We start from the raw sequence: 19,199 nt of genomic DNA, 5'->3' as shown, positions 1-19,199 counted from the left end.
CCCGCCATCATCAGGGCTTGCGGCGGATGCGGTAGCGCAGCACCAGGAACGGCAGCCCGAACAGCGAGAACGCGTGGTCGGCGCGCAGTTCGCCGCCGTCGGACCAGACCTGCAGCTCCTCGCCGAACCCGGGCACCGCGAGCGTCGTCAGCTCGCCGGTGCCGGGGTCGACGAAGGAGAGATAGTGGCCCGCGTCGGCGTGGGTGCCGCGGCTGGTCAGCGTCAGCCCGCCGCCCGGGCGCAGCCGCGGCTCCAGCGTCGCGGTGAAGCTGCCGCCGGGCAGCGGGAAGCCGACGCTGACGTAGCCGCGGCCGTCGCGGCGGTAGGTCGTGTAGATGCCGACGTAGATCGGCTCGTCGTCGTCGGCGTAGGAACGGATCCAGCCGCGCACCCGGGTGCCGTCGGGCTGGTCGACGGTGTCGATGCGGCTGACGACGCCGCGCTGGGCCTGGCGCTGGTTCATCGGCACGTTGGCCTGGCCGAGCGGCCGCGCCAGGGCCGTCCGGTACAGCAGATAGCCCGGCCGCACCCAGGCGCGCCACTCCGGCACGATGTCGAGCGCGAACCGGGTCGTGTGCTCGTAGAACTCACGCACCAGCGGATCGACGGCGGCGGGGTAGAAGTCGCCGCCGACCAGCTCGTCCAGCGACGCGACGATGCCGACGTCGGCGGCGTCGCGGATGTACTCGCCGTCGAGCTCGGTGGCCAGCGTGCGGACGAAATCGGTGCCGACGTAGCCGCCCTGGGCCGCCAGCGGCACCACGTACGGGAGGTCCTCGGGCGCGGCCCGCTCGGCCAGCAGCGACACCTGCGGGTCGCGGAACAACGCGGCCGCGGCCATGCGGTAGGCGACGACGGCGACGGCGGCGGCCCGCGCCGGTGTGCTCCCCGCGACGACCGGGCGCACCGCGAGACCGACCGCCGGGCCGAGCGCGACCTTCTGCGGCCGCACCCCCAGCCCACCGGCCACCCCGCCGGCCGCCACCGCGACCCGGGTCGCCGGCTGCCGGGTCAGCGCACCGGCCGCCCAGCCCAGGGGCGCGGCGACGGCGCCGCTGGCCAGGATGCGGTGCGGCAGCGCGGGGATCTCGTCCGGCCGCTGCCGCCGTCGTGCCACGTACTCCGACGCGGCGAGCACGGCGGCGCCTGCCACCGCGCCGAACGCGACCGCGCGCTTCCCCCGTCCGGCCTCCAGCGCCGCGCCCGCCAGCGCGCCCAGCCCCGCCGCCGTCGACACCTGCTCGGTCAGCTTCTCCGCCACGCCCGATCCCCTCCCTCGTTGACGCAGCCATTCTCGCGCGCCGATAGTGAGGCATGGCCGTCAGGATGAGTGCACTGGTCATGGGGGCGCTGCCGGAGCTGCGGTTCGAGCCGTCCCCGAAGCGCGTGCGGGCCGTCGCCGGCGGCGAGACCTGGGCCGACACCAACGCCGCCATGGTGGTGTGGGAGCCGGGCCGCATCGTGCCGGGATACGCCGTCCCCGAGTCCGACCTCGACGCCGCGCTGCTGCCTGCCGGACCCGCGCCGGCGGCGACGGCGCACCCCGTCCGCGTGGACGCCGGTGGGCCGACGGCGCTCGACCCGCGCTCGCCGTTCTCCGTGCGCACGACCCCGGGCGAGTCGCTGTCGCTGCGCCGTGGGTCACGCGTGCTCGACGGCGCCGGCTTCCGGCCCGACGACCCCGACCTCGCCGGCTACGTCGTCCTCGATTTCGGGGCGTTCGACCAGTGGTTCGAGGAGGACGACCAGGTCTTCGGCCACACCCGCGACCCGTTCAAGCGCATCGATGTGCGCTCCACCAGCCGGCGCGTCACGGTCGCCGTCGACGGCGTCGTGCTGGCCGACTCGACGCGGGCGAGGCTCCTGTTCGAGACCCACCTGCCGACGCGGACCTACTTCCCGCGCGAGGACGTGCGCCAGGACGCGCTGGTGCCGAGCGACACCACCAGCACGTGCGCGTACAAGGGACCCGCGCGGTACTGGTCGGCGCACGTCGACGACCAGCTGCTCCGGAACCTCGCATGGAGCATCGAGCAGCCGCTGTCCGACGGCGTCGAGGTGACGGACCGCATCGCGTTCTTCGACGAGAGGGTCGACGTCACCGTCGACGGCAAGCCACGGCCCCGGCCGGTGTCGCCGTGGTCCTGAGCGTCGCGGTCGCGCCGCCTCCGAGTGCCGCCGCGCACGCCTCGATGAAGTACCGCGACCCGCGCCCGGGTAAGGGCGCGTAGGGACGGTGTGAGTTCGCTGCAGGATCCGCGTGGCACCACTGTCGCCCTGGCAACGTGAGCTCACATCGTCGGCGCAGCAATCCCACAGCATTCCCCCGTCACCGCCACCAAGTTGATCTTGGAGTTCTTCGGCCATCTATCGGACATATCCCCCGCGAAGGCCGAACAACTCCAAGATCAACTTTGGAGGGAGGGCGCGGCGGGGCGGCGAGTCAGACGATGCGGCGCCAGCGCCATGGCCGGTCGCCGGACCGGCCGCGCAGGCAGGCGACCCGCCGCGCGGCCTCGGCCTGCGCCGCCCCGCTGCGGCCGGCGTGCTGCAACATGTACGAGCAGGCGCGCAGCTCGCGGATGTCGCGCAGCGTCTCGTAGCCCGCCCAGCCGATGACGTCGTAGCCGTAGGCGGCGCAGAACTCGCCGTACCCGGCGGTGTCGAGCGTCCCGAACGACGTCAGCCGGACCGCCGTCGACACGAGGTCCCACTCCGGCGGGCCGACGGAGAACCGCTCCAGGTCCAGCAGCCAGACCGTGCCGTCGTCGTCGGCCACCACGTTCCCCGCCCACGCGTCGCCGTGCACGACGCCGGCGGTGCGGCCGACCGGCAGTTCGGCATGGCGCGCCTCGAGCTCGGTGAGGTACCCGAGCAGCCACGCGCGGTCCGCCGCGGACGTCGTCGGCGCCGCCTCGATCCGGTCGCGGATCCGCACGAACGGCGCCAGCTCCGGCAGAGCGAACTCGCCCGGCGGATCCAGCTCGTGCAGCCGCCGCAGGACGCCGGCCAGCTGACGCTCCGCGGCCTCCTGGTGCGGCGGGAGCGCCCGCCAGAACGTGACCGGGACGCCCTCGACGTCGACCGGCTGCTCGACGTCGGGAAGGGCGCGGACCGCGGCCAGCCCGGACCGCTCCAGCCAGCGGGCGACGCGGACCTCCTTGCCGGCGGCGGCGGTCTGGCCGGATCGTCCGACGCGGGCGATGACAGCGCCCGGCAGCCGGTAGACGGAGTTCTCGGCGCGACGGATCAGCTCGGCCCGCGCCGGGTCGAGTCCGGCGCGGCGGCAGGCGTGGTGCAGAACGCGGTGGGTGTCGTCGGCCGTCACGACGCCAGTGCGGTGGTGAGCCGATGCCGCAGCTCGGCCACCTCAGGGACGCCGGCGTGCCGGCCGGCGTACGTGCGCAGTTCGGCGAGGTCCATCGCGGCCCGGCGCGAGCGCAGCCGTCCGGCGTCGGCGACGGCGGCCAGCCCGATGCGGGCCGCCTCGCCCGGGTCGCCGACGGCCATCGTCAACGACGCGAGCTTGGTCTGCGACATCGCCCGGGAGCGCGCGTAGCCGGCGGTGTGACCGTCGACGGCGGTGAGCAGGCGGGCCGCGGCCTCGGTGCCGTGGCCCTGCACCGTCAGGTCGAACAGCGCGTGCCCGGTGTCGCCGGCGTGCTGGGCGGCGTCGTAGTAACCCATCCACGGCGGGTCGCCGGCCGGGTCGGTGTGCGCGAACGCCTCGTCGGCCTGCCCGACGGCGCGCAGGGTGTCCTGGTGGCGGCCGAGCTTCGCCAGCGCGCGGGCCCTCGCCGTGTGCAGCATGGCCTGTTCCGTGGCGGTCAGGCGGTCGGACCGGACCAGCGCCAGCTCCGCGTACGTCAGGCCGGCGTCGGGTTCGCCGCGCCAGATCTCCTGCCGCGCCAGCGACGACAGCACCTTCGCCCGCAGGTGCCAGCTGCCGACCTCTTCGGAGCAGGCCAGCGCGAACTTGAAGATCTGCCGCGCGTCGTCGTAGGCGCACGCGTCGAAGGCCATGTGCGCCGTGGCGTGGCCGAGCAGCCCGACCGCCTCGTGCAGCTCGACCCGCACCTCGGGCGTCGCCTGCGCGTTCAGCAGCTGGCCGAACCAGCGCAGCTGGGCGTTCGCCGCCTCGCGCACGCCCGCCCCGCCGTGGCTGTGCCCCCAGCTGACCAGCAGGTCGGCGGCGCCGCGGACCTGCTCGATCTCGCCGCGACCGACCCGCTTCGGCGCATCGCTCGGCCGCAGCGGCGCCAGCAGGTCCAGCAGCGTGGACGGCGATGCCAGCAGGCCGCCGACACCGACGAAGGCCGCGCGAAGGAACTCCTGCCGCCTCACGTCCGGCTCACCGCCCACCGGTTCGAGGGCGGGCGCGGGATGCGGGTCGGCGAGTGGTGCTTCCTGCCGGACGGCCGGGGCGACCTGCAGCCGGCGGGTGTTGACGAAGCCGAGGTCGCCGTCGGCCGCCGCGCCCAGGACGACGCGCAGGGCCTCACGGTAAGCGGCCTGGGGCCAGCGGATGATGCCGCGTTCGAGCTTGCCGACGTAGTTGTCGTCCAGCTCGTGCAGCCGGCCGGTGTGGTCGAAGAGGTAGGCGTTGACGCGGTCGGCCAGCTCCTGACGAGACATCGCCACCCCCGGCACGTCGGCCGACGGCGTGCTCTCGCGGGCCAGTCGCAGGTGCTCGTTGGGTTCGCGCACGATGTCTCCACGTACGTGAGGAGGAACATAATGACATTCTCGGCGTATTGCTGTCAGGTGATCCGGAGATTCCCGAACCCTCCCTACTCGCCTCCCCCATATGATCCCACCTCGATACCCTACTGATCACCCAATTCCGGCGAAATGATCGAAACACGAGTCATGGCCGGTGCCTTTTCTCCCGATTCGACACCGCTCATGGATGCCGTGACTCGAGGCGGGTTGCCGGGGAGACCACCCCGAACCCGGCAACCCGCCGCGAACGCCCGGGGGACCGCAAGGGGGACTCGGAGGGTTGAGGCCGATGCTGCACCGCGACACGGAGTACGTCCTGACCTGGAACGTCGCCGACCACGCCTGGGAGGCGCGCCCAATCCGCCGCGAGGGACGGCGCATTGTCCCGCTCGCCCCGGACGGCTCGGCCGGGCGACTGCCGGCGGTCTTCCCCGACGCGGCCGGCGACTGAAATGACGGTGGCGGCGCCAGCCGGGCAATAGTGTGATTCGTCCGAATTGTTCCGGCAGTCGAGGCTCCAGTGGAGAATGACACGGGTGCGATTCGGCGAACAAGTGGCGAATGGCCGAAAGTCCAGTCGGCCGTTCGGATGATGCGGCGTTAGTGCGTTCGGGTGTGCCGCCGGAGTCCGGTGAACACCCTCTCGACCCGCACGACGGGGATCACGGGGAAATGGCCGGGGGATCCGGGCGAAGGCAGCGCCCGGATCCCCCGGCCTCCGTGTGCCGAGGGCTCCTTGCCGCGCGGTGCGCCGACGGGCCCGGCGTCACGCCGCACAGCCCGGCGCCCGCCGTGACCCGCCTTCGTTCCGGACCACCTCACCGCCCGGAGTCGTCCAGGATCGGTGGTGCTGGGACGCCACAGATCCTGGACGATCATGGACGTGGCGTGCGTCAGGTCGGCCCCGGGCAACCACGCCGTGCATGAGAGCGCAGCATCGCCTGACGGCGCATCGGCCGGCTCAGACCTGCCCTCGACGACCGATCAGCGTCGCGTGGCCGAGCCGCCCGAGGTCCCCGCAGCCCAGGTCGCCAGCCGGCCACGCGCGCCCATCCCACGCGGACCCACCCGCCCGAGCCGACCACGCACGCCGTCGACCCGAGCCCGCCGCGCGTCGCACGCACCCTGGCCCCGCAGCCGCCGATGCCCACCTGGCGGCACTCCCCTGGGGGATCACCGCTCCCCCGTACGTCGCGGATCGTAGGCGCGAGATACGCCCGCAAGCCGACGTGCGAGCAGGTGGGCCCTTCGTAGCGTGAACCCACTCCCGAACGGAGTCGGTGAAGGACCGCCGGAGCGGCAACTCCGGCGGTCCGCCGAGAAGGACAGTCCAAGCCGCGGACCCCTCTCTACGAAGGATGGTAGATCATGTCCACCACAGCCCCCGCCCGTCAGAGCACCGGCGTTCCCGCTCGCCGTGACCCGGTCGCCGTCGCCGCTCGGTGGCTCTCGGCGCATGGGATCCAGGCGCTTCAGGTCAGCCTCGGCATCGTGGTCCTGGCGTTCGGCGCGTTGAAGTTCTTCCCCGGCGCGAGTCCGGCGGAGCCGCTGGTCATGCGGACCGTCGACGCGCTGACGCTGGGGCTGGTGCACGGGCAGACCGCCGTCACGCTGACGGCCGTCATCGAGACGTTCATCGGGCTCACGCTGATCACCGGCGTGTTCCTGCGGACCGGCCTGGTGGTGCTGGCCGGGTCGTTGCTGGGGATGATGTCGCCGCTGGTGCTCTTCTTCGGCGACATGTTCCCGGACGGCACGCCGACGCTGGAGGCGCAGTACGTCTTCAAGGACATCATCCTGGCCGCGGCGGTGCTGGTGATCGGCGCCAAGGCCCTCGGTGCCCGGCTGGAGCCGACCGCACGCTGACCCATCCCGGAAACCGGCGAGAGCGCCGGACTCGCCCCCGCGAGCCCGGCGCTCTCGTCGTCCCCGTTACCTGCTGGTCGGCCTGTTTCCCGCGACGGCGTCCGGCTCGCGTTCGCCGTCGGCCGCACCCGGCGACGACGGCGACTCCGCCGGCTCCGCGCCGGGTTCGCCCGGCGCCGGTGTGCCGACGAGGAACGCGCCCGTCGCCAGTGTCCTGAACACCATGACTCCACGGTCTCAGCCCGACGGAGCCCGCACATCGGTCCTGGTGGCGAACCGTCGTCTACGTCGCTGGGCGTAGGGGCTCTCCCGTAAGGGGTACCCGGAGCGGACCTCAGATCGACCCGTGGACGACCTCGCCGCCGAGCACCGTCGCGACGACCGGAATGGCGGCGATGGACGACGGCTCGACGGCGCGCGGGTCGGCGCCGAGCACGACGAGGTCGGCGAGCTTCCCCGGCGCCAAGCTGCCGGCGACGTCGTCGACGCGGCAGGCGTAGGCGCTGCCGGTGGTGTAGGCGGCCAGTGCCTCGTCGACGGTGACGGCCTCGTCGGGGCCGACGGGGGCGCCGGCGGAGCTGGTCCGTTCGACCATGAACTGCACGGCCCGCAGTGGCGCGCCGTCGGCCACCGGGCGGTCGGAGCTGCCCGCGACGGGGACACCGTGATCGAGGAACGACCGGCCGCGGTACATCCAGCCGCTGCGTTCCGGCCCCATGATCGTCGAGTAGTCGTCGCCGAAAGCATGGAGGAACGTCGGCTGCACGACGGCGGTCAGCCCGGCCGCCGCCAGCTGCGGCAGCTGCTCGGGCCGGACCAACCCACAGTGCTCGACCCGGTGCCGGGCGCCGGGCCGCGGGTGCGCCGACTGCGCCGCGGCGACGACGGCGATCGCCTGGTCGACCGCGGCGTCGCCGATGGCGTGGATGGCCAGTTGCCAGCCGGCCCGGTGCGCGTCGAGGATCAGCGCCGCGAGTTCGTCGTCGCCGAAAGCGAGCTGGCCGCTGCCGCCGTCGGAGCCGTCGGGTGTGACGTACGGCGCCGTCAGCGCCGCGGTGCGGGCCATCATGCCGCCGTCCAGCCAGAGCTTCAGCGCGCCGATCGACAGCATGTCGTCACCGAGTCCGGTGCGCAGCCCGAGGTCGATCGCGCGCGCGATGCCGTCGCCGTCCGCGGCGCCCGACGGCCGCAGCATGGCCGCCGGCACCATCGTCTGGACGCGGACCGGCAGCCGGCCCTGTTCGCGGGCGACCTGATACGCGGCCAGCTCGACCGGCGACGACCCGGCGAGGTCGGTGACGATGCCCGCCTCGGCGACCGTCGTGATGCCCTGCGCCAGGCATTCACGCCCGGCGGTCTCGACGGCGGTGACGATCTCGTCCAGCGTGTACGGGAGCCGGCGGGCGCGGGCGATCGCCATCGCGCCCTCCTCCAGCAGGCCGGTCGGCCGGCCGCTCGGGTCGCGAACGACGCCGGCAGTGTGCGCCGCGAACTCGTCGTCGGTGACGGCGGCCAGAACGGCGTCGGAGACCAGGCAGGCGTGCCCGGACGTGTGCCGGATGTAGAGCCTGCGGCCCGGCGCGGCCGACTCGAGATCGTCGCGGGTCAGGTGGGCGCCGAGCGGGCGCTGGTCGTAGCCGGCGAGATCGACCCAGCCGTCGCCCGGCACGGCGTCGGCGGCCCGGCGGACGGCGTCGAGCACGGCGTCGCGGGTGCGGCACTCGGACAGGTCGACGAGGGTGGCGGCCATGCCGGTCCACGCGAGATGGCTGTGCGCGTCGACGAACCCTGGCAGCACGGTGGCGCCGCCGAGGTCGACGGTCCGCCGCGCCCGCAGCCCGTCGACCTCCTCGTCCAGGCCGGCGATGCGACCGTGCCAGACGCCGAGCCGCGAGGCGCTCGGCCGGGCGGGGTCCATGGTCGCGATCCGGGCGCCGGTCAGCAGCAGGTCGAGCTCCACCGCACCTCCACGTCGTCCGCCGTCGCTGGCACAGTCTGGCAGTTCCCCGACTGTTGCGTTACGGTCGCAGCAACCGTACCAGTACAGTTGGGAGCCGCGATGCACACGCCTCGGCACTTCCGTGCCGACTCGCCGGACCGTGAGGGCCGGCTCGTCCGCGAGAACCCGTTCGGCCTGATCATCTGCGGCGATGCCGGTGCGACGCCAGCTGCTCCCGTGGCGACGCACGTCCCGATGCTGCGCAGGCCCGGCCCCGACGGCCGTCCGCCGGCGGACGGCGAGCCGCTGCTCGGCGGGGCGATCGTGGGACATCTGGCGAAGGTGAATCCGCAGAGCGCGGCGCTGCGGACGGCGGGGTCGGCGCTGGCGGTGTTCCTCGGCCCGGACGGCTACGTGTCACCCACCTGGTACGACGGCGGGCGTCCGAGCGTCCCGACGTGGAACTACGCCGCCGTGCACGTGAGCGGCCCGCTCCGCGTCGTCGACGATCGGGACGAGGCGCTGGCGATCATCAGGGCCAGCATCGATGCGACGGAGGCCTACGCCGGCACCGGCTGGGACCCGGCTCCGTCACTGGCCTACGTCGACCAGTTGCTGGCCGGCATCGTCGCGTTCGAGCTCACCGCCGACGACGTCCGCAGCACGTTCAAGCTCAGCCAGAACAAGCCGGTCGAGACCCAGCGCCGGGTGCAGACGACCCTGGCCGTCAGCACGCACGGCCGCGACCGCGAAGTGGCGGCCCTCATGGCCGACGTCCTCCGCCTCGGCGGCGACGACACCACCTGACGCAGCGCGGTCACGGCGGCCGCACCGACGACGCGCCGACAAGCTGACCCGGTTGGACCCCCACCACAGCGCCGCCACGGCGACCAGCCCGCCCGACGGCCCACCACAGCGCCGCCATACCGCGTTCTCCAGCAGACCCGCCTGCCCTCCCCGGCCGCGGCGACGCCGCCGCAGCCGTCACGCCAGCCGCGTTCGCCGGGACCGGCCGAGCACCGCGGCGACGTCCGCGGCGAGCCGGTCCGCGTCGTCAGTCGTCAGGGTCGCCGTCGTGATGCGGATGAACGGTTCGCTGTGGGTGCGATGCGGCTCGCCGGCGCGGACCGCCCAGCCGCGGCCATGCAGCGCCTGCACGACCGGGACCTCGTGCGGCACCGGCACCCAGACGTTGAGCCCGGAGCGGCCGTGCGCCGCGATGCCGCGCTCGGCCAGCCGGTTCAGCAGGGCCTGCCGCCGTTTCCGATAGAGGTCGCCGGCCAGGCGCATGCCGTTGCGGACGTCGTCGTCCGACCACAGCCGCACCACCAGGTGTTGCAGCACGTGGCTCACCCACCCCGCGCCGACCAGCTGCCGTTCGGCGACCCGGCGGGCGGTGCGCGGATCGGCGAGCAGGAAGCCGGTGCGAAGGTCCGGCCCCAGCACCTTGCTGGTCGTGCGCACGATCGCCCACGACCGGCGGCCGACGCAGGTGGAGGCGTACGGCGCGCCGGCGATCAGCGACGCGTGGTCGTCCTCGACGACCAGGACGTCCGGGTGGTCGTCGAGGACGACGCGCAACTCGCGCGCCCGGGCCGCGTCGACGGCGGCGCCGGTGGGGTTCTGCGCCCGCGGCGTGACGACGAACGCGACCGGCCCGCCGCCCAGCGCCTCCGCCAGCGACGACGGCACCGGCCCCGCGTCGTCGACGGCGACACCGACCGGCACCATGCCCATCGACCGGACCAGCTCGAGCACGCCCGGGTAGCCGGGATCCTCGACGGCGACGCGGTCGTTCGGCCGGGCCCGGCTGGCCAGCACCCGCTCGACCCCGTCCATCGCTCCACCGACGACGGCGAGCGGCCCGGCGTTCGAGCGCAGCCAAGCGGGGAGGTCGCCGAACTGCGCGAGCCCGATCTCGGCGAGCTCCGGCAGCACCGCCGGCGCCCCGTACAGGAACCGCGGCAGCTCCAGCCGGCGCACCGCCGCGGCGACGTCGGGCAACAGCTCGGGGTCGGGGTTGCCGTCGCTGAGGTCACGGACGCCGGGGCCCACCGGGCCGTACTGCTGCGCCCGGCTGACCGGACGGACGCCGACCCTCGTGACCCGGCCCGCCTCGCTCGTGACGACACCACGCAACCGCAGGTCGCGGTACGCGGTGGACACCGTCGTCGGGCTGACGCCGAGGCGCGCCGCAAGACCACGCACCGACGGCAGCGCCTCGGTCTCGGCCAGCCGGCCGGACTCGATCGCCGCCTCGACGCTGTCGGCGATGGCCCGCGACGTGCGACCGGCGATCACGTGCTCGGCTGCCATGCCCGCAACTGTACTGGTACAGCTGTGGGACGTATCTGGCCGTGCGGACGCGTCAGCCCTCGCGGCGGGCGAGGTCGGGAGCGAACGCCGGCAGGCAGACCGCGAAGTACTCCGCGCCGTCGGGACCGGCGGTGTAGCGCACCCGCTCACCGGCCGGCGTGTACAGGGCCTGCCCGGCGGCGACCGTGGTGCTGCCGCCGTCGTGCTCGACGACGACGCTGCCGGCGAGCACCAGCGTGATCTCGTCGAACTCCGGAGTCTGCGCGGGTTCGTCCCATCCAGGCGGCGCCTGCATGCGCGCCACCGACACCGCGTCGCTCCGGGTGGCGACGCGGCCGACGTACTCGTCGATGACCTTGCCGCCGGGCACCGGGATGCGGGCGGGCGCGTCGATCAGTCTCACCATGGCGCGAGCGTAGACGGTCAGCCGATGCGGTCGATGACCAGCGCGGGCAGGTCCGGCCGGCTGCCCTCCGGCGCGATCAGGTAACCGCCGTCGAGGGCCTCGAGGGCGCGGTCGAACCGGGCCGGCTCGTCGGTGTGCAGCGTGAGCAGCGGCTCGCCCGCCCGCACGACGGCGCCCGGCTTGGCGTGCAGCTCCACCCCGGCGCCGGCCTGCACGGACTCGTCCTTGCGGGCCCGGCCGGCGCCGAGCCGCCACGCCGCGACGCCCACCTGGTACGCGTCCAACTGTGCCAGCACACCGGACGCCGGCGCGAGAACAGTCTGCGTCTCGCGCGCGGTAGGCAGCGGCGCGGACGGATCGCCGCCCTGCGCCGCGATCATCCGCCGCCACACGTCCATCGCCGACCCGTCCTTCAGCGCGTCGGCCGGATCCTTGCCGCCCGACAGGCCCGCTGCGGCCAGCATCTCGCGCGCCAGGGTGACGGTCAGCTCGACGACGTCGTCGGGGCCGCCGCCGTCGAGGACCTCGACCGATTCGCGCACCTCGAGCGCGTTGCCGGCCGTCAGCCCGAGGGGCGTCTCCATGTTCGTGAGCAGCGCGACCGTCCGGACGCCGGCGTCGGAGCCGAGCGCGACCATCGTCGACGCCAGTTCCCGCGCGGAATCGACGTCCTTCATGAAGGCGCCCGAGCCGACCTTGACGTCGAGGACGAGCGCGCCGGTGCCCTCGGCGATCTTCTTGCTCATGATCGACGACGCGATCAGCGGGATCGCCTCGACGGTGCCGGTGACGTCGCGCAGCGCATACAGCTTCTTGTCGGCCGGGGCGAGGTCGTCGCCGGCGGCGCAGACGACCGCGCCGGTCGACCGCAGCACACCGAGCATCTCGTCGGCCGACAGCGACGCCCGCCAGCCCGGGATCGACTCCAACTTGTCCAGCGTGCCGCCGGTGTGGCCGAGCCCACGGCCGGACAGCTGCGGCACAGCGGCGCCGCAGGCCGCCACCGTCGGCGCCAGCGGCAGGGTGATCTTGTCGCCGACGCCGCCTGTGGAGTGCTTGTCGGTGGTCGGCCGCTCGACGGCGGACCAGTCCATGCGCCGGCCGGTGCGGATCATCGCGTCGGTCCAGCGGGCGATCTCGCGCCGCGCCATGCCGTTGAGCAGGATCGCCATCGCCAGCGCCGACATCTGCTCGTCGGCGACGACGCCGCGCGTGTACGCGTCGACGACCCAGTCGATCTGTCCGTCGAACAGCTCGCCGCGATCGCGCTTGGTCCGGATGACGTCGACGGCGTCGAAGGGTTCGGGTGCTGCCATGGTGGGATCATCGCATTTCCGGCACGCCCATAGGCTGGCGGCATGACGACGGTGCGGCAGGCCTATCTCGACGCGGCCGGGGCGGCGCTCACGCTGCTCGGCGACCCTGCGGTCGAGGCGCGCTGGGACGAGCCGAGCGCGCTCGAGGCGTTCACCGTCGGCGGGCTGGCCGGGCACCTCGCCGGCCAGGTGCTCGCGGTGCCGGGCGTGCTGGCCACTCTGGTGCCGGAGGAGCCGCCGGCCGCTCTGCTCGACCACTACACGCGGGCCCCCTGGATCGGCACCGGCGTCGACGCCGAGACGAACGTCGCGATCCGAGCGGGCGGCGACGCGAACGCGGCTGACGGCCCCGCTGTCCTGGTCGAGCGGACGGCGGCCGCCCTCGCCACGCTCCGCGCCGCCCTGTCCGCCGAGCCGGCCGACCGGGTGGTTCATCTGGCCGGCCGCTGGTCGCTGACCCTCGACGACTACCTGACGACGCGGCTCCTGGAGATCGCCGTCCACGACGACGACCTCGCCGTCAGCGTCGGCGTCGACACCCCGGACCTGCCTGACGCCGCACTGAACCCGGTGTTCGCACTGCTGACGACGCTGTCGGCGCGCAAGCACGGTGCTCCGGCGGTGCTGCGGGCATTGGCGCGGGCCGAGCGTGCGCCGTCGGACGTCACAGCGATCTGAGGTACGGCGCCGCGCCGGTTCCGGTGGCGGCCACGGATGCTCCGGTCGTCAGGCCAACGCCAGTCCGACACACCGATCCGGCAGGTCGTCAGGCCAACGCCAGTCCGACACACCGATCCGGCGCGCGAGGCGCGGCAGGAGGTCGGGTCCCGGGATCCAGACCCTCCGCGGGTTCCGTGGGGCCGGCCGGTCTCAGGCGAGGTGAACGCCGAGGCGGTCGAGTACGACGCCGATCGGATTGCAGTAGGTGAGCCCCTGGCCGTTCGGACCGCCGGTGTCGCTGCCGGCGAACAGCAGGCCGACCGCCTCGCGGGTGTCGGGCCGGTAGACCAGCGATCCGCTGTCGCCGCCGGCGGAGAAGTCGGTGGACCCGGCGCCGGTGACCTCGATCTGGTCGTCGAAGTCCATGACGCCGGCCGGGTACTGGACGCTGATGCCGTCGATCTCGATGGCGCTGACGCGGCCCCGTGTGACGCCGGTGGTGCGGCCGGCCTTCTCGACCTCGATGTCGTCGGTGACGGCGACCCAGCCTGCCAGCGCGCCGGCCGGGTACTCGGCCGACACCTCGATGCCGTCGTCGAGGCGGGCGGTGGCGGCGTCGACGAGGTTGGGCGCCACGGGGTCGAGGGCCACGACGCCGTCGAGGACGCCGATGCGGTCGCCGGCCGCCGTGCCGCCGTCGGCCACCCCGGGCTGGACGACGATGTCGCCGGCAGCGCCGCGGTCGGAGTCGGCCAGGACGTGGTTGTTCGACAGCACGAGCAAGGCGCCGGACTCGTCGGTGACGAACGCGCCGATGGTCCCTGCCGTGACGTCGACGTGCGACACGGACAGTCCGGGCCGCAGCGGCCGCTGCCGTTTGCGCAGCTCGGCGGCGTCCCACTGGAACGCTCGGACGACGCCGACGTCGCGGATGTCGCACTCGTCGCCGGCCAGTTCGCGACCGGCGGCGACCACCTCGTCGGCGAGCGGGGACGACCCGAACGTGCGGACGGCGATGCCGTAGGTGGCCGGCCCGACGACGCACACGCCGACGGCGACGCCGCCGGTGGGGGTGTGCGGACGGGGCGGCGCGGCCAGCACCGTCGTCCGCCGGCGAAGTTCGGCCTTGATCTCGCGTGCGGTCTGCAGCTCCATGGCGACTCCCGGGGACGGTCGCGGACAGGCCCCGCCGGACCGGTGGGTCTCGCGCCCGTGGGCGGGCCCCGCCCCGACGGGAGGGATTCCCACCCTACGGGCGGGCACCGACACTTGCCGTCGACGCAGCCCGGCCGGCGCTCGCCCGCCCGCACACGTCCGTCGATCGACGAAGCGCTCGGCGGGCGTTGCTGCGGGCGCCCACCAGCGCCGGCCGCCGCTAGGGGCGCTTCGGCAGTTCCTCCGGACCGAACGCCTGCGGCAGCACCTGGTCCATCGTCTGGATGCCGAGCGGCGTCTCGACCAGCAACGACGCGCCGCCATGCTCCCAGAGCAGCTGCCGGCAGCGGCCGCACGGCATGGTGAGCCGGCGGTCGGTCCCGCCGACGCAGGTGAACGCGACCAGCCGGCCGCCGCCACCGGCGACCAGCGACGACACCAGCCCGCACTCGGCGCACAGCGTGACGCCGTAGGCGGCGTTCTCGACGTTGCAGCCGGTGACGACGCGGCCGTCGTCGACCAGGGCCGCCGCGCCGACCGGGAAGCCGGAGTACGGCGCGTACGCGCGTGCGGCCACCTCGACGGCGGCCGCGCGCAAGGCGTCCCAGTCGACGACGGGAGCGGTCACGACTTCACGTACGGCTCGCCGTCGGCGGCCGGCGCCCGAACCCGGCCGACCAGCCCGGCGACCGCGAAGATCGTCAGGATGTACGGCAGCATGAGCATGAACTCGCTGGGGATCGGCGTGCCGATGATCCCCAGCACGCTCTGCAGGTTGTTCGCGAACCCGAACAGCAACGCGGCACCCAGCGCCCCCAGCGGGCTCCACCGGCCGAAGATCATCGCGGCGAGCGCGATGAAGCCCTGGCCGGCCGACATCTCCCGGCTGAACGCGCCGACGTTGCCGAGCGTGAAGAACGCGCCACCGAGGCCGGCGACCGCGCCGCCCAGCAGGACGTTGCGGAAGCGCACCGTGTTGACCTTGATGCCCAGAGTGTCGGCGGCCTTGGGGTGCTCACCGACGGAGCGGACGCGCAGCCCCCAACGGGTGCGGAACAGCGCGATCTGCACGAGGATCACGGTGACGTACATGGCGTAGACGATGATCGTCTGCTCGAACACCACGGGCCCGATCACCGGGATCTCGCTGAGCAGCGGGATCTCCACCCGAGGCAGCGTGCCGGGGCTGTTCCAGGTCGACGCCTCGGGCGCCAGCAACTGGCCGTAGAGGAAGTTCGTCACGCCCAGCACCAGCACGTTCAGCACGACGCCGACGATGATCTGGTTGACGATGTACTTGATCGCGAAGACCGCCAGCACGAACGCCACCAGCAGGCCGGCCACGATCGCGGCGAGAAGGCCGACGTAGAGACTGCCGGTCAGCGTGGCGACGACGGCGGACAGGAACGCGCCCGCCAGCAACTGGCCCTCGATGGCGATGTTGATGACGCCGGCCCGCTCGCACAGCACACCGGACAACGCACCGAAGACGAGCGGCACCGACAGCGCCAGCGCGCCCTGCAGCAGCGACGTGAACGAGATCTGCTCGCCGGCCACGGCCCAGACGAGGAACGCCAGCACGAACGCGATCGCGAACAGCACCGTCAGCCAGACCGGCACCGACTGCCCCTGCCGGACCAGCCAGGCGGAGTACGCCGCGATGACGACGCAGACCAGCGACAGCCCGAGCGCGACCGGCTGCGACGACAGCGCCAGCGGGTCGATCTGCCACGCGTCGGAGCTGGTGGAGATGCCGAACGTGCTGGTCTGGCCGGACTCGCCGAGGATGCCGAAGGTGATCAGCGCGACCAGTGCGAGGACGGCGAACGCGATGGGCGCCTTCCAGCTCGGCCGGACGGCGAGGTCCTGGCCGGTCGGAGTGGGCGGTGCCACGACGGTCTGCGCGCTCACGCGCCCCACCCCCTCTGCAGCCCGGCGACGGGTTGCCCGGCCGAGCGGACGGGCACCCGGAAGATCGCCCGGACCAGCGGCGGTGCCGCGATGAACAGCACGATGAGCGACTGGATGACGACGATGATGTCGATGGGCGTGCCGGTGCTGGCCTGCATGGGCACGCCGCCGGCGCGCAGCGCGCCGAACAGCAGGCCCGCGGCCACCGTCCCCCAGGGACTGGCCCGGCCGAGCAGCGCGACGGTGATCGCGTCGAACCCGATGCCGGCGGAGATGCCGGCGGTGAGGTACCGCTCGGTGCCGAGCACCTGCATGACACCCGCGAGCCCGGCCAGCCCACCGGCCAGCAGCATCACCCAGATGTAGGTGCGGCTGACGGACATGCCCGCGGTGCGGGCGGCGTTCGGGTTGGCGCCGACGGCGCGGAACTCGAAGCCCATCGTGCTGCGCTCGAGCAGCCACCAGACCCCGAACGCGGCGAGGATGACCAGCACGAACCCGAGGTGCAGCCGGGAGTCGGAGAAGAACCGCGTCAGTTGCGCGTTCTCGTCGACGATCGGGCTGACCGGGTTCGACGCCCCGGGCCGCTGGAACGCCGACGTCGTCAGCAGGTAGGCGATGAGGAACCGCGCCACATAGTTGAGCATGATCGTGACGATGACCTCGTGGGCGCCGGTGCGTGCCTTCAGCAGGCCGACGATGCCGCCCCAGATGGCGCCGCCGACGATGCCGGCCAGCACGCCGACGATCAGGTGCAGGCCGGTCGGCAGGTGCATCCCGAAACCGACGTAGCCGGCCAGGATGGCGCCCAGGATGATCTGGCCCTCGGCGCCGATGTTGAACAGGCCGGCGCGGAAGGCCAGCGCGACGCCGAGGCCGGCGGCGATCAGCGGCGCGGCGTTGGTCGCGGTCTCCGCCAGCGGACGCAGCGCCCGGCCGACGGTGTACTCGTTGATGTCGATGATCGAGCCGGTGAACAGCGCGCTGTAGGCGTTGCTGACGGCGCTCCAGGCGGCCTCGAGGGTGTCACCGGGCCGGGAGAAGAAGTAGCTCGCGCGGTCCTGGACGTCCGGGTCCGACGCGGCGATCAGCAGCGCGCCGATGAACAGCGCCAGCACCACCGAGAGGATCGTCACCAGGATGCTGCCGCTGGTCAGCTCGCGCATGAACCGCTGGAAGAACGTCTCCTCGGCGGGCACCTCCGGCCGCTCCTCCTCGGGCGCGGACGCGGGGGGCAAGGTGTCGGTCACGACTGTCCGTCCTTCTGGTCGCCGGCGGCGTCGGGGGCGGTGTCGGTGACGGTCTCGCCGGCGTGCTCGACCTCCGTCGGGTTCGCCTCTGCCTCCGCTTTCGCCTCGTCCGGGGCGATGCCGGCCATCATCAGGCCGAGCACGTCGCGGTCGGTGTCGCCGGGCACGATGCCGACGATGCGGCCGCGGTACATGACGGCGATGCGGTCGGCCAGCGCGCTGATCTCGTCCAGCTCGGTGGAGACGATGATCACCGGCGTGCCCTGGTCGCGCTCGCGCACGATGCGCTTGTGCACGAACTCGATGGAACCGACGTCGAGGCCACGGGTCGGCTGCGCGGCGATGAACAACTTGAGCGACCGGGACAGCTCACGGGCGACGACCACCTTCTGCTGGTTGCCGCCGGACAGGGTGCCGGCCGGGGTGTCGATGCTGCTCGTGCGGATGTCGAACTCCTCGACCCGCTGCCGCGCGTTCTTCGCCAGCTCCGAGCCGCGCAGCGACAGGCCACGGGCGAACGGCGCGCGCTTGTAGAGGTCGAGGACGAGGTTCTCGGCGACGGAGAAACTGGAGACGACGCCGTCGACGGTGCGGTCCTCGGGCACGAACCCGACACCGGCCGCCAGCACGTCGTCGACGCCGCGGCCGAGCAGTTCCCGGCCGCCGAGCCGGATCGACCCGGTGACGCGCTCCTGCACGCCGAGGATCGCCTCGACCAGCTCGGTCTGGCCGTTGCCCTGGACGCCGCCGACGGCGAGGATCTCGCCACCGCGGACCTCGAAGGAGACGTCGTCGACGACGGCGGTGCCGCGGTCGTCGACGACGCTGAGGCCGGTGACGGAGAACTCGACGTCGCCCGGCTCGGCCGGCTCCTTGTCGACGGTGAGGCTGACGGCGCGGCCCACCATCATCGAGGCGAGCTCGCTCTCGGAGGCGCCGGGCGACGCCTCGCCGACGACAGCGCCGCGGCGGATGACGGTGATGCGGTCGGCGATGGCCTTGACCTCACGCAGCTTGTGCGTGATGAACACGATCGACGTGCCGTCGGCCTTGAGCTGGCGCATGATCGCGATCAGCTCGTCGGTCTCCTGCGGCGTCAGCACCGCGGTCGGCTCGTCGAGGATCAGCACGTCGGCCTTGCGGACCAGCGCCTTGATGATCTCGACCCGCTGCTGCACACCGACGGGGAGGTTCTCGACGTAGGCGTCGGGGTCGACGTTGAAGCCGTACCGTTCGGAGATCTCGCGGACGTCGCGCCGGGCGGCCTCCATGTCGAGCAGCCCGCCGGCGCCGACGTGCTCCTGGCCGAGCATGACGTTCTCGGCGACCGTGAACACCGGGATCAGCATGAAGTGCTGGTGCACCATGCCGATACCGGCCGCCATGGCGTCGCCGGGGCCGGAGAACGCGACCTTCTGGTCGTTGACGACGATCTGGCCGTCGTCGGGCTGGTACAGGCCGTACAGCACGTTCATCAACGTGCTCTTGCCGGCGCCGTTCTCACCGAGCAGGCAGTGGATCTCGCCCGGTTCGACCACCAGGTCGATGGAATCGTTGGCCACCAGGCTGCCGAAGCGCTTGGTGATGCCGCGCAGTTCGAGCTTCAACGGCCGGACCGCCCTCCTCGTGGTGCGAGCGATGAAGTGAGCACGACGGTA

The 19,199-nt window shown here is 73.2% G+C and carries 18 protein-coding genes; 5 read left to right on the top strand and 13 right to left on the bottom strand.

Annotated features, from left to right (window positions below; genetic code table 11):
* Positions 1-10 precede the first annotated feature (10 nt).
* A complete protein-coding gene (locus DZA62_RS02325) occupies positions 11-1,261 on the bottom strand; it encodes a hypothetical protein (RefSeq protein WP_116947140.1) in 1,251 nt (416 codons plus the stop codon).
* Between the two features lie 65 nt (positions 1,262-1,326).
* On the opposite strand from DZA62_RS02325, the gene DZA62_RS02320 reads away from it, so the two are divergent.
* Positions 1,327-2,148 (top strand): DUF427 domain-containing protein, encoded by an 822-nt coding sequence (locus DZA62_RS02320; RefSeq protein ID WP_198663334.1) that lies wholly within the window; start codon positions 1,327-1,329, stop codon positions 2,146-2,148.
* A gap of 295 nt (positions 2,149-2,443) precedes the next feature.
* Here DZA62_RS02320 and DZA62_RS02315 read toward each other — a convergent pair whose 3' ends face one another.
* Positions 2,444-3,328 (bottom strand): phosphotransferase family protein, encoded by an 885-nt coding sequence (locus DZA62_RS02315; protein ID WP_116947138.1) that lies wholly within the window; start codon positions 3,326-3,328, stop codon positions 2,444-2,446.
* Positions 3,325-4,707, bottom strand: coding sequence for a hypothetical protein (locus tag DZA62_RS02310; protein WP_198663333.1), 1,383 nt, complete (start codon positions 4,705-4,707; stop codon positions 3,325-3,327). Before DZA62_RS02310 ends, DZA62_RS02315 begins: the two co-directional genes overlap by 4 nt.
* Positions 4,708-5,011: 304 nt before the next feature.
* Between DZA62_RS02310 and DZA62_RS35450 the strand changes: the two genes are divergently transcribed.
* On the top strand, positions 5,012-5,173 hold the full coding sequence (locus DZA62_RS35450; RefSeq protein ID WP_157987415.1) for a hypothetical protein: 162 nt from the start codon (positions 5,012-5,014) through the stop codon (positions 5,171-5,173).
* Positions 5,174-6,090: 917 nt separating this feature from the next.
* Complete coding sequence (locus DZA62_RS02305) at positions 6,091-6,588, top strand: DoxX family protein (protein WP_116947137.1); 498 nt, start codon at positions 6,091-6,093, stop codon at positions 6,586-6,588.
* 66 nt (positions 6,589-6,654) lie between these two features.
* Here DZA62_RS02305 and DZA62_RS35445 read toward each other — a convergent pair whose 3' ends face one another.
* On the bottom strand, positions 6,655-6,813 hold the full coding sequence (locus DZA62_RS35445) for a hypothetical protein (RefSeq protein ID WP_157987414.1): 159 nt from the start codon (positions 6,811-6,813) through the stop codon (positions 6,655-6,657).
* A gap of 109 nt (positions 6,814-6,922) precedes the next feature.
* Entirely contained in the window at positions 6,923-8,506 is a 1,584-nt protein-coding gene (locus DZA62_RS02300; RefSeq protein ID WP_116947537.1) for an amidohydrolase, read from the bottom strand.
* A 141-nt stretch (positions 8,507-8,647) separates the two neighbouring features.
* Here DZA62_RS02300 and DZA62_RS02295 point away from each other — a divergent pair, with 141 nt between their 5' ends.
* The gene (locus DZA62_RS02295; protein WP_116947136.1) at positions 8,648-9,334 is read left to right on the top strand and encodes an FMN-binding negative transcriptional regulator; all 687 of its coding nucleotides are present in this window, start codon (positions 8,648-8,650) and stop codon (positions 9,332-9,334) included.
* 177 nt (positions 9,335-9,511) lie between these two features.
* On the opposite strand, the gene DZA62_RS02290 is transcribed toward DZA62_RS02295, so the two are convergent.
* The 3 genes from DZA62_RS02290 to DZA62_RS02280 are packed head-to-tail and all read right to left on the bottom strand — an operon-like array spanning position 9,512 to position 12,565.
* Complete coding sequence (locus DZA62_RS02290; protein ID WP_116947135.1) at positions 9,512-10,843, bottom strand: aminotransferase class I/II-fold pyridoxal phosphate-dependent enzyme; 1,332 nt, start codon at positions 10,841-10,843, stop codon at positions 9,512-9,514.
* A gap of 52 nt (positions 10,844-10,895) precedes the next feature.
* Positions 10,896-11,249 carry a cupin domain-containing protein gene (locus DZA62_RS02285; RefSeq protein ID WP_116947134.1) on the bottom strand — a complete coding sequence of 118 codons (354 nt, stop codon included), beginning with the start codon at positions 11,247-11,249 and terminating at the stop codon, positions 10,896-10,898.
* 17 nt (positions 11,250-11,266) lie between these two features.
* Positions 11,267-12,565 carry a thymidine phosphorylase gene (locus DZA62_RS02280; protein WP_116947133.1) on the bottom strand — a complete coding sequence of 433 codons (1,299 nt, stop codon included), beginning with the start codon at positions 12,563-12,565 and terminating at the stop codon, positions 11,267-11,269.
* 42 nt (positions 12,566-12,607) lie between these two features.
* Between DZA62_RS02280 and DZA62_RS02275 the strand changes: the two genes are divergently transcribed.
* Positions 12,608-13,243, top strand: a complete 636-nt coding sequence (locus tag DZA62_RS02275; RefSeq protein WP_116947132.1) for a maleylpyruvate isomerase N-terminal domain-containing protein — start codon at positions 12,608-12,610, stop codon at positions 13,241-13,243.
* Positions 13,244-13,435: 192 nt separating this feature from the next.
* Here the strand turns inward: DZA62_RS02275 and DZA62_RS02270 are convergent, their stop codons facing one another.
* The 5 genes from DZA62_RS02270 to DZA62_RS02250 all read right to left on the bottom strand — a co-directional run bounded on the left by DZA62_RS02270 (position 13,436) and on the right by DZA62_RS02250 (position 19,148).
* A complete protein-coding gene (locus DZA62_RS02270; protein WP_116947131.1) occupies positions 13,436-14,380 on the bottom strand; it encodes a chymotrypsin family serine protease in 945 nt (314 codons plus the stop codon).
* Between the two features lie 220 nt (positions 14,381-14,600).
* Complete coding sequence (locus DZA62_RS02265) at positions 14,601-15,008, bottom strand: cytidine deaminase (RefSeq protein ID WP_116947130.1); 408 nt, start codon at positions 15,006-15,008, stop codon at positions 14,601-14,603.
* Positions 15,005-16,291: an ABC transporter permease gene (locus DZA62_RS02260; protein ID WP_116947536.1), complete on the bottom strand. Its 1,287-nt coding sequence runs from the start codon at positions 16,289-16,291 to the stop codon at positions 15,005-15,007. The genes DZA62_RS02265 and DZA62_RS02260 overlap by 4 nt, the downstream gene beginning before the upstream one ends.
* Positions 16,288-17,541: an ABC transporter permease gene (locus DZA62_RS02255; protein ID WP_198663331.1), complete on the bottom strand. Its 1,254-nt coding sequence runs from the start codon at positions 17,539-17,541 to the stop codon at positions 16,288-16,290. Before DZA62_RS02255 ends, DZA62_RS02260 begins: the two co-directional genes overlap by 4 nt.
* Complete coding sequence (locus DZA62_RS02250) at positions 17,538-19,148, bottom strand: ABC transporter ATP-binding protein (protein ID WP_116947129.1); 1,611 nt, start codon at positions 19,146-19,148, stop codon at positions 17,538-17,540. The genes DZA62_RS02255 and DZA62_RS02250 overlap by 4 nt, the downstream gene beginning before the upstream one ends.
* Positions 19,149-19,199 lie beyond the last annotated feature (51 nt).

Origin of the sequence: Jiangella endophytica (assembly GCF_003427025.1) — a bacterium.
Taxonomy (GTDB): domain Bacteria; phylum Actinomycetota; class Actinomycetes; order Jiangellales; family Jiangellaceae; genus Jiangella; species Jiangella endophytica.
Note: the sequence above shows the minus strand (reverse complement) of the source record. Positions and strands in the feature narration are given on the sequence as shown.